The organism is Daejeonella sp. (assembly GCF_044232565.1).
In the GTDB taxonomy this organism is placed as follows: Bacteria; Bacteroidota; Bacteroidia; order Sphingobacteriales; family Sphingobacteriaceae; genus Daejeonella.
The window spans coordinates 1-7,825 of record NZ_JBIILQ010000128.1 but is presented as its reverse complement, the minus strand read 5'-3'; the positions used below and the strand labels follow the sequence as shown (position 1 = coordinate 7,825).

Genomic DNA, 7,825 nt, shown 5'->3' with positions numbered 1-7,825 from the left:
CTCCATGCATTCCTCTCAAATGGAAAAAAAAGCTGCAGATGCTGAACGTGCTTCTGTTAAATATAAACAAGCTGAATTCCTTCTTAGTAATATTGGAATGGAGTATAATGGCATAATTTCAGGTCTCACAGAATGGGGCATGTATGTTGAAATTATTGAGAATAAATGTGAAGGAATGATCCGATTAAGGGATTTAAATGATGACTTTTATGTACTTGATGAAAAAAACTATTGCATAATCGGACAAAGGCGAAAAAAGAAATATCAGCTAGGTGACGAAGTAAGAATTCTTGTTAAAAAAGTAGATTTAGCGAAACGACAGATAGATTTTAGCCTAGTTCGCGACTAGTTAAATTAGAAATTTACATATCAGAAAAGCCGATTCTAAAAAAGAGTCGGCTTTTCGGATTCAAACCTTTTTACATTCCAATAAAATGCAGCTCAAAAATTTGGCTTTAAGTGTTCTCATTTCGTATATTTCGACTGTTTTAAAAAACAGATGAGACATTTTTGTTGATTTTGTTATAATCCTATATCTAATAAATGCATTCAATAGAACAACTCCAAGCCCTTATTAATAAGGCTATTAACGATACCCAGTACACCGAACAGCCAGTTGAACTTTATGAACCTATCAGCTATTTGATGGAATTAGGTGGAAAACGTATGCGTCCGGTTTTAGTTTTAGTATCTACAGAGCTCTTTGGGGGCCAAGTTTTAAAGGCCCTTGATGCTGCAATTGGCATTGAGATATTCCATAATTTCACGCTCATGCATGATGATATAATGGATAAGGCTCCAATTAGGAGAGGCAAGCCTACAGTTCATGTAAAATGGAATGAAAGTGCAGCAATTTTATCTGGAGATGTGATGTTTGTAGAGGCCTACAAACTCATGATCAAGGTAGAGGATAATATTTTAAGAGATGTACTCGCTATTTTTAGCGAAACAGCTTCGGGAGTATGCCAAGGGCAACAAGCCGACATGAACTTTGAAAACAGAAATGATGTTAGCTTAGCGGAATACCTCGAAATGATTAGGCAAAAAACTGCCGTGCTTCTTGCTGGAAGTATGCAAATTGGAGCATTAATTGGAGGTGCAGCGCAAAATCAGGCAAAATTACTCTACGAATTTGGTCAGAATTTAGGATTGGCATTTCAATTACAAGATGATATTTTAGATGTTTATGGAGATCCAGAAAAATTCGGAAAACAAGTTGGAGGCGATATCCTGTCCAATAAAAAAACATTCATGCTAATTAAAGCCAAGGAACTTGCAAAAGGAAATATTGCTAATGAACTAATTCAATGGATAGAAACATCTAACAATCCAACAGCTAAGGTTGAAGCTATTACTAATATATACAATCAATTGGAGGTCAGAAAACTAGCTACATTTTTGATGGAAGACTATGTAAACAAAGCATTACATGCATTGGACCAAATAGCAGTTGAAGCTGGTAAAAAAGAACTATTGAAAGGTTTTGCAGAGCAATTACTTATCAGAGAGCAATAAAAAAAGCCCTAATTTCCATTAGGGCTTTCAAAACAATATTTTATTTATGATTATGCTTCTTCTGAAGGAGCAACGCTATCTTCTGCTTTTACCTTTGCAGCTGGTTTAGCAGCAGCTTTGGGGGCAGCTGGCTTAGCAGCAACTTTTTTAGCTGCTTTAGCTGGAGCTTCTTCTGTTGAAACAGCTTCAACCTTAGGAGCATCAGCTTTCTTTACCTTTACAGGTGCTGCATCTTCTAATAGGAATACTCTTGGAATAATTGAAACATATGATTTATCATCAGATTTCTTTCTGAAAAATACAGTACCATCAATTAAAGCGAATAACGTGTGGTCTTTTCCAATTCCAACATTTTTGTCAGGATGATGTTTTGTACCGCGCTGACGAACGATAATATTTCCTGCAATTGCAGCCTGACCACCGAAGATCTTAATACCTAAACGTTTGCTATGCGACTCGCGTCCGTTTCTGGAACTACCGGCTCCTTTTTTATGTGCCATTTTATTTTTTTATTTATGAATTGATAAACAATTCAGGATTTTAAACTTAAGAATAAAAAACGTGTAACGTATAACGTACAACGAATAACTTATAGAGAAATACTAGTAATCTCTATTTTAGTGAACTGCTGACGGTGTCCATTTTTCTTTTTGTAGCCCTTACGACGCTTCTTTTTGAAAACGATCACTTTATCACCTTTTAAATGAGACAGTATCTTAGCAGTTACTTTAGCACCCTTCAATGCATCAGCACCAATAGAGAATTTACCATTGTTCTCTGCTAATAATACGTTGTCAAATTCAATACTAGCGCCTTCTTCTCCTTGTAACCTGTGTACAAAAAGATATTGGTCTTTAGCAACTTTGAATTGCTGTCCGGCTATATTTACTATTGCGTACATTATTAATTTATTTTTTTAAATGAGGTGCAAATATATGGAATTATTTTAAATAATAAAAGTCTTTACAAAATCTGAAAAATAAATGTGTCATTATAAGCCAATACAATTATTGCTGATCTCGATCTCTCACATCATTAATCATGTTACTTACCTCAGTAATTAATGTTTTAGCAGCATCATTTAACTTAGGATCATCTTTGTATCCGGTATCAAATTCGATATGCTTGGCTTTGCCCTTATATTTAAACTCCAGATAATAGTGTGGAATATTGCCCGTCTTCCCATCTAACTCCTCGCCTATTATCTGCTCAGGAAAATTCCAGAAACCTAATTCTGCTGCCTTTCTATGTAAATACAATAAATCATCTTTACGAAGTTTTACCTTTGTTTTTACCAATGAATCTCTACTATTTACATACTGATAATATCCAGTTTTAGAATCATATTGATTGACTAGGGAATCTCCTAAGCCATATTTAAACGTGATTGATTCAAAATCAGAAAACCGGTATGGGGCATTCTTAACCATAATGGAATAATAATAAACCATGTAGATTAGGAAAGGTGCAATAATACAAATACCTAAAAATATCTTTTTCCTTTTATCACTCATCTTTTTGAAATATAAACAATATATTTTCTTGTATTAATGTTTTTCTATTTGATCTTCTAATTTATGAACTCTGTTCTCATTGGGGGCTCCCAGGTCATCCACTGGCGGATGAAATTCACCTTCCCATTTAGCGATAACCACGGTAGCAAGACAATTACCAATTACGTTTACCGATGTTCTGGCCATATCCATCAACTCATCGATTCCCAAAATGATAAAGATTGGCCAAACCGGCATCCCGAAGGATGCAGCAGTACCTAAAAGTATCACTAGAGAAGCTCGAGGCACACCAGCCACTCCCTTACTAGTTAACATTAATGTAAATACAATCAATAATTGCTGTCCGAATGTCAAAGGCATACCAGCAGCTTGTGCCACAAAAATTGCGGCTAAAGCTAAGTAAAGTGTCGTTCCATCCAAATTAAAACTATAACCCGTTGGCATCACAAAAGCAACAATTTTACGTGGAACACCAATCCGCTCCATCGCTTCCATCGCTCTGGGAAGTGCAGCCTCCGAGCTCGTGGTCGCAAATGCAATTGAAACCGGCTCTGCAATTGCTTGCAAGAATTTCTTTATCGGCAATCCTATAATTAAAGCAATGGGCAATAAAACACCTATTAAAAAAACAAATAAGGCCACATAAAGTGTTAATAATAATTGAAAGAGATTTACTAATATCCCAAGTCCCATATGCCCTACCGTATATGCAATAGCAGCACCAACACCAATTGGAGCGAAATACATAATGATATTGGTAAACTTAAACATGACTTCAGAAAGGCTTTCAGTGGCTTTCAACATCGGTTGACGCTTATCTTCACGAACCATCGCCAGAGCAATACCAAAAATTATACTGAAAATAACAATTTGTAAAACCTGACCTTCAGCAATTGATTTGGCAATATTCTCCGGGAAAATATGAAGAATAATATCATTAAATGTTTGTGGCGCAACCTTTTCGAGCTCTTCATGAGCGCCTGGAGGAAGCGTTATGCCCATTCCTGCCTTGGATATGTTAATTGCTGCTAGACCAATAAATAGGGCTATGGTAGTAACCACTTCAAAATAAAGTATTGACTTCCAACCCATGCGACCTACTTGCTTCAGATCAGAATGACCCGCAATTCCGAATACAAGAGTAGCAAAAAGAAGAGGTGCTATAATGGTCTTAATCATTTTTAAGAACACTTTACTTAAAACTTGAAGCTTTACACCTATTTCTGGAAAATCATTTCCAATTTCTGCACCAACAACCATTGAGATTAAAATCCAAGTGGTAAGCGACTTCTTTTTAAGTCCGTATAAAAATAAACCCGCAATAGCTAGCCATCTTGAGAACATGAGTGCTACTTCAGGAATAGCAATAATATTGTAATGATTTAAGAAGGTAAGTAACGCAGAAACAGTAACTGCAATTAATGCAACGATTCCAAAATTTTTAAATTTCATAAGTTAAGGTTAGCTTAATGAACAAAAGTAATTAATTAGATTTACCAAGCAAATGAAAGAAGCACATGAAGCCCGAAAAATTAAGTGATTTAAAAAAAATATTAGCGGGACTTAGCGCTACAGAGCTTACAGAAATTTGTTTGAGGCTTGCAAAATATAAAAAAGAAAATAAGGAATTGCTTACTTATCTGCTTTTTGACGTCCAAGAGCCCATGAAATATGCCGAAGACGTAAAAATATTTTTAATAGCGGATTTCGAAACCATGCAAAAACATTATTTCTACAGTACAAAAAGTCTGAGGAAAATAATTCGTTTAATGAACCGATACGCTAAATATACAGGCTCAAAACAGGTTGAAATAGAATTAGCTATTTGGTTTTGCACGAACTATCTTATTTATGTGGATCTAAAAACAACGCATAAACCCTTGCAGGCTTTGTTAAATAGACAAATTGAAAAAATTGTAAAGTTAATAGATAAGCTGCATGAAGATCTTCAATTTGATTATCAGAAGGAATTTGACGTATTGATCATAAACGCAGAAAAATGGGCAAAATGGATCAATAAAAGTCAATATTTGTAACAAATAAGAACATTATAAATCTAAACGGCAAAATAAGGGTTTGAGTAAAGAGGCACTTTTCAAGGAAATTTTTCAGGCTAACTCCAAAAAGATATACCATTTATGTTATGGATATACGGGGGATGATGAATCGGCGAACGATCTGGTGCAAGAAACCTTTATAAAAGTTTGGCAGAATCTTGATAAATTTAGAAATCAGGCATTAATTTCAACTTGGATTTACCGTATCGCTGTAAATACCTGCCTCTCCTATTTGCGTGTTGAAAAAAGACATCCCAAAGACGAACTTACCGACAATATTATTGAAACTAAGGGCGAAGAGATCTCAGAAAAAAATGAGCAAGTTTCTTCTCTTTATAAATGTATCGCTCAACTTGAAGAAAACGAGCGTTTTATTATCACTATGGTATTGGATGAACTTCCCTACACTGAAATTGCCGCAGTTTCGGGAATATCTGAGGGTAATCTAAGAGTTAAAATTCATCGTATCAAACAAAAACTGACTGAAATTTATAATAAATATGAAAGATTTTGAAGCACTAAAAGTAATCTGGCACAACCAGATCACGCTGCCGAAAGTCGAGCACGAAGCCGTATTTAAAAAAATACAGAAAACGAAAAATGGGCTTTCTAGGAGGTTGCTAATTGAGATTATTGGCATGACACTCGCTGCAACAGCAATATTATCTGTTTGGTGGTTTATCCCTTTTAATATGTGGACTACCCATCTTGCCATGATAATATTTCTGGCATGTTGCATTTATTATATAATCGCAATAATTGGCAATTATCGTCAAATAAACTATGATAAATTAATTGATAAACCCGAGGATTACATTACTTATTTGAAGAAATATAAACAGGAGAGGTATGTTTTAAACACCCGAAAATACAGGATTTACACAATCTTTTTGAGTACTGGTTTTTTACTTTACTTTGTAGAGATTTCTTTTATGACACCTACCTGGGTAATAATTCTAGCTTTGATATTCACATTTTCTTGGATTGCTTTTTCCTATTTTATATCCATGCGAATTTATATAAAAAGAGAAGAGTCTAAATTAGAAGAAATGATTCAAAACCTAGAACGAATCCAAAAGCAGTTTGAGGATAATAACTTGTAAATTATTTCTTTTTCTGTACCGATTGTTCCTCTTTTATCTCCTTAAATTGAAAACTATTGTTTCTCAATGTATATTCTAATTTACGTATCTCACCAGTAGCAGTCCCCGTTGAATCATTCTTGTCGTAAATTGGAAATTGACGCAATAATTTACCATCCTTTATATAAACGGAGTCGTCCCCATGATATCCCTTATTTAAAGTTGAATTGAGCTCCGGAAAACGTAATTGCTGACTAGAACCACCATCACTATATTCATAGATATACATATTTAAATAGGATCCCTTTCCCTCACCACTTGCGTGAATGTACAATTCTGGATTCCCATCAGAATCTAAATCCATATCCCAAACATCAACTATTTTGCCATCAAGCTCACCAGCAACAGAGCGATAATTAAGTTTAGTTGAATCTGATCTTAAAATCAGATACCCTCCTACCGAATTAGAACCTCGACCCCAACTCACAATATCCAAGGTTAATCCCGGTCTAACTTCAATAGCCTTATGAAAACGAAAAGGTTGCATTATTTTCTTTACTACTGGTTTCACCTCTTCCGTTTTTTCTTCATTTCCACATGCAAATAATAGCGTGCTTGCTAGTAATAATGCGGGGTAAATCGTTTTTAAATTCATTATAAGCTTTTTAAAATATCATTAGGGTGTAGTTCAAATTTAACAATTTAATTTACCCTTAACGTTTCCATCAATTAACAAAATTAAAAATCTTCACCAATTATACAGTTTAAGCTAAAGCAAAGGGATAAAAATTTCTAAGATTATTGGAGGTAATATAGAAATATAAACAAAAATGCCCTTGATTTCTCAAGGGCATTTTTAAATATGTTAACATAAAAAACTATGCATCTTCCTTTGCTGCTAAATAACGCTCGGCTTCAAGAGCAGCCATACAGCCTGTTCCTGCAGCTGTAATTGCTTGACGCCATAATTTATCTTGAGCATCACCACAAGCAAAAACTCCTTCAATATTAGTTTTAGTGCTATTTGGTTTCGTTATTAAGTAACCCGTTTCGTCCATATCTAACAAACCCTTAAATATTTCTGTATTTGGATTATGACCAATGGCCACAAAAAATCCACTTATGTCAATTGTTTTTTCTTCACCAGTTATATTATTAGATACCAAAACACCTGTTACATTTTTTCCATTGCCCAAAATTTCTTTGGTGTCTGAATTATAATGAATCTCAATATTTGGTGTATTTAGAACTCTATTTTGCATTGCTTTTGATGCTCTAAACTCATCCCTGCGGACAAGCATGTGAACCTTGTTACAGAGCTTAGCAAGATAAGTGGCTTCTTCTGCCGCTGTATCACCAGCACCTACAATCGCAACATCCTGACCCTTAAAAAAGAACCCATCACAAACTGCACAGGCAGACACCCCAAAACCATTGTATTTTTGCTCACTTTCTAATCCCAACCACTTTGCTGAGGCACCAGTAGCAATTATCACTGTATCCGCTATTATTGTTTTATTTTCATCAATAATCACCTTATGAGGTATAGATGAGAAATCAACACTACTAGCATAACCAAAGCGAATTTCTGTACCAAAACGTTCCGCCTGCTTCCTAAAATCTTCCATCATCTCAGGACCCATTATTCCTGTTGGAT

General features: G+C 34.9%; 11 protein-coding genes. 5 read left to right on the top strand and 6 right to left on the bottom strand.

All coding sequences use genetic code 11. The features are described from left to right. Together ACILQF_RS08135 and ACILQF_RS08130 are read left to right on the top strand one after the other, a co-directional pair. Positions 1 to 349, top strand: a 349-nt coding sequence (locus ACILQF_RS08135) for a S1 RNA-binding domain-containing protein (RefSeq protein WP_395626920.1), incomplete at its 5' end; no start/stop codon positions are given. Positions 350 to 543: 194 nt separating this feature from the next. Further along, a complete protein-coding gene (locus ACILQF_RS08130; protein ID WP_395626919.1) occupies positions 544 to 1,515 on the top strand; it encodes a polyprenyl synthetase family protein in 972 nt (323 codons plus the stop codon). Between the two features lie 50 nt (positions 1,516 to 1,565). Here ACILQF_RS08130 and rpmA read toward each other — a convergent pair whose 3' ends face one another. The 4 genes from rpmA to ACILQF_RS08110 form a co-directional block, all read right to left on the bottom strand. After that, on the bottom strand, positions 1,566 to 2,015 hold the full coding sequence (gene rpmA / locus ACILQF_RS08125; RefSeq protein WP_395626918.1) for a 50S ribosomal protein L27: 450 nt from the start codon (positions 2,013 to 2,015) through the stop codon (positions 1,566 to 1,568). A gap of 89 nt (positions 2,016 to 2,104) precedes the next feature. Continuing rightward, the gene (gene rplU / locus ACILQF_RS08120) at positions 2,105 to 2,416 is read right to left on the bottom strand and encodes a 50S ribosomal protein L21 (RefSeq protein WP_090702024.1); all 312 of its coding nucleotides are present in this window, start codon (positions 2,414 to 2,416) and stop codon (positions 2,105 to 2,107) included. Positions 2,417 to 2,522: 106 nt separating this feature from the next. After that, on the bottom strand, positions 2,523 to 3,029 hold the full coding sequence (locus tag ACILQF_RS08115; RefSeq protein ID WP_395626917.1) for a hypothetical protein: 507 nt from the start codon (positions 3,027 to 3,029) through the stop codon (positions 2,523 to 2,525). Positions 3,030 to 3,062: 33 nt separating this feature from the next. After that, a complete protein-coding gene (locus tag ACILQF_RS08110; RefSeq protein ID WP_395626916.1) occupies positions 3,063 to 4,481 on the bottom strand; it encodes a dicarboxylate/amino acid:cation symporter in 1,419 nt (472 codons plus the stop codon). A 65-nt stretch (positions 4,482 to 4,546) separates the two neighbouring features. On the opposite strand from ACILQF_RS08110, the gene ACILQF_RS08105 reads away from it, so the two are divergent. From ACILQF_RS08105 to ACILQF_RS08095, 3 genes are read left to right on the top strand one after another with little or no spacing between them, the layout of a single operon-like run. Further along, positions 4,547 to 5,065 (top strand): hypothetical protein, encoded by a 519-nt coding sequence (locus tag ACILQF_RS08105; RefSeq protein ID WP_395626915.1) that lies wholly within the window; start codon positions 4,547 to 4,549, stop codon positions 5,063 to 5,065. A 40-nt stretch (positions 5,066 to 5,105) separates the two neighbouring features. Beyond that, the gene (locus ACILQF_RS08100; protein WP_395626914.1) at positions 5,106 to 5,600 is read left to right on the top strand and encodes an RNA polymerase sigma factor; all 495 of its coding nucleotides are present in this window, start codon (positions 5,106 to 5,108) and stop codon (positions 5,598 to 5,600) included. Continuing rightward, the gene (locus ACILQF_RS08095; RefSeq protein ID WP_395626913.1) at positions 5,587 to 6,189 is read left to right on the top strand and encodes a hypothetical protein; all 603 of its coding nucleotides are present in this window, start codon (positions 5,587 to 5,589) and stop codon (positions 6,187 to 6,189) included. Before ACILQF_RS08100 ends, ACILQF_RS08095 begins: the two co-directional genes overlap by 14 nt. Position 6,190: 1 nt before the next feature. Here ACILQF_RS08095 and ACILQF_RS08090 read toward each other — a convergent pair whose 3' ends face one another. Then, positions 6,191 to 6,823, bottom strand: a complete 633-nt coding sequence (locus tag ACILQF_RS08090; RefSeq protein WP_395626912.1) for a hypothetical protein — start codon at positions 6,821 to 6,823, stop codon at positions 6,191 to 6,193. Between the two features lie 223 nt (positions 6,824 to 7,046). Further along, a partial coding sequence (locus ACILQF_RS08085) for an NAD(P)/FAD-dependent oxidoreductase (protein WP_395626911.1) occupies positions 7,047 to 7,825 on the bottom strand: 779 nt, incomplete at its 5' end.

Coding starts and splice junctions, on each gene's coding strand:
- ACILQF_RS08090 (WP_395626912.1), bottom strand. CDS start 6,823: ATGAATTTAAAAACGATTTACCCCGCATTATTACTAGCAAGCACGCTA.
- rplU (WP_090702024.1), bottom strand. CDS start 2,416: ATGTACGCAATAGTAAATATAGCCGGACAGCAATTCAAAGTTGCTAAA.
- ACILQF_RS08130 (WP_395626919.1), top strand. CDS start 544: ATGCATTCAATAGAACAACTCCAAGCCCTTATTAATAAGGCTATTAAC.
- rpmA (WP_395626918.1), bottom strand. CDS start 2,015: ATGGCACATAAAAAAGGAGCCGGTAGTTCCAGAAACGGACGCGAGTCG.
- ACILQF_RS08110 (WP_395626916.1), bottom strand. CDS start 4,481: ATGAAATTTAAAAATTTTGGAATCGTTGCATTAATTGCAGTTACTGTT.
- ACILQF_RS08095 (WP_395626913.1), top strand. CDS start 5,587: ATGAAAGATTTTGAAGCACTAAAAGTAATCTGGCACAACCAGATCACG.
- ACILQF_RS08115 (WP_395626917.1), bottom strand. CDS start 3,029: ATGAGTGATAAAAGGAAAAAGATATTTTTAGGTATTTGTATTATTGCA.
- ACILQF_RS08105 (WP_395626915.1), top strand. CDS start 4,547: ATGAAGCCCGAAAAATTAAGTGATTTAAAAAAAATATTAGCGGGACTT.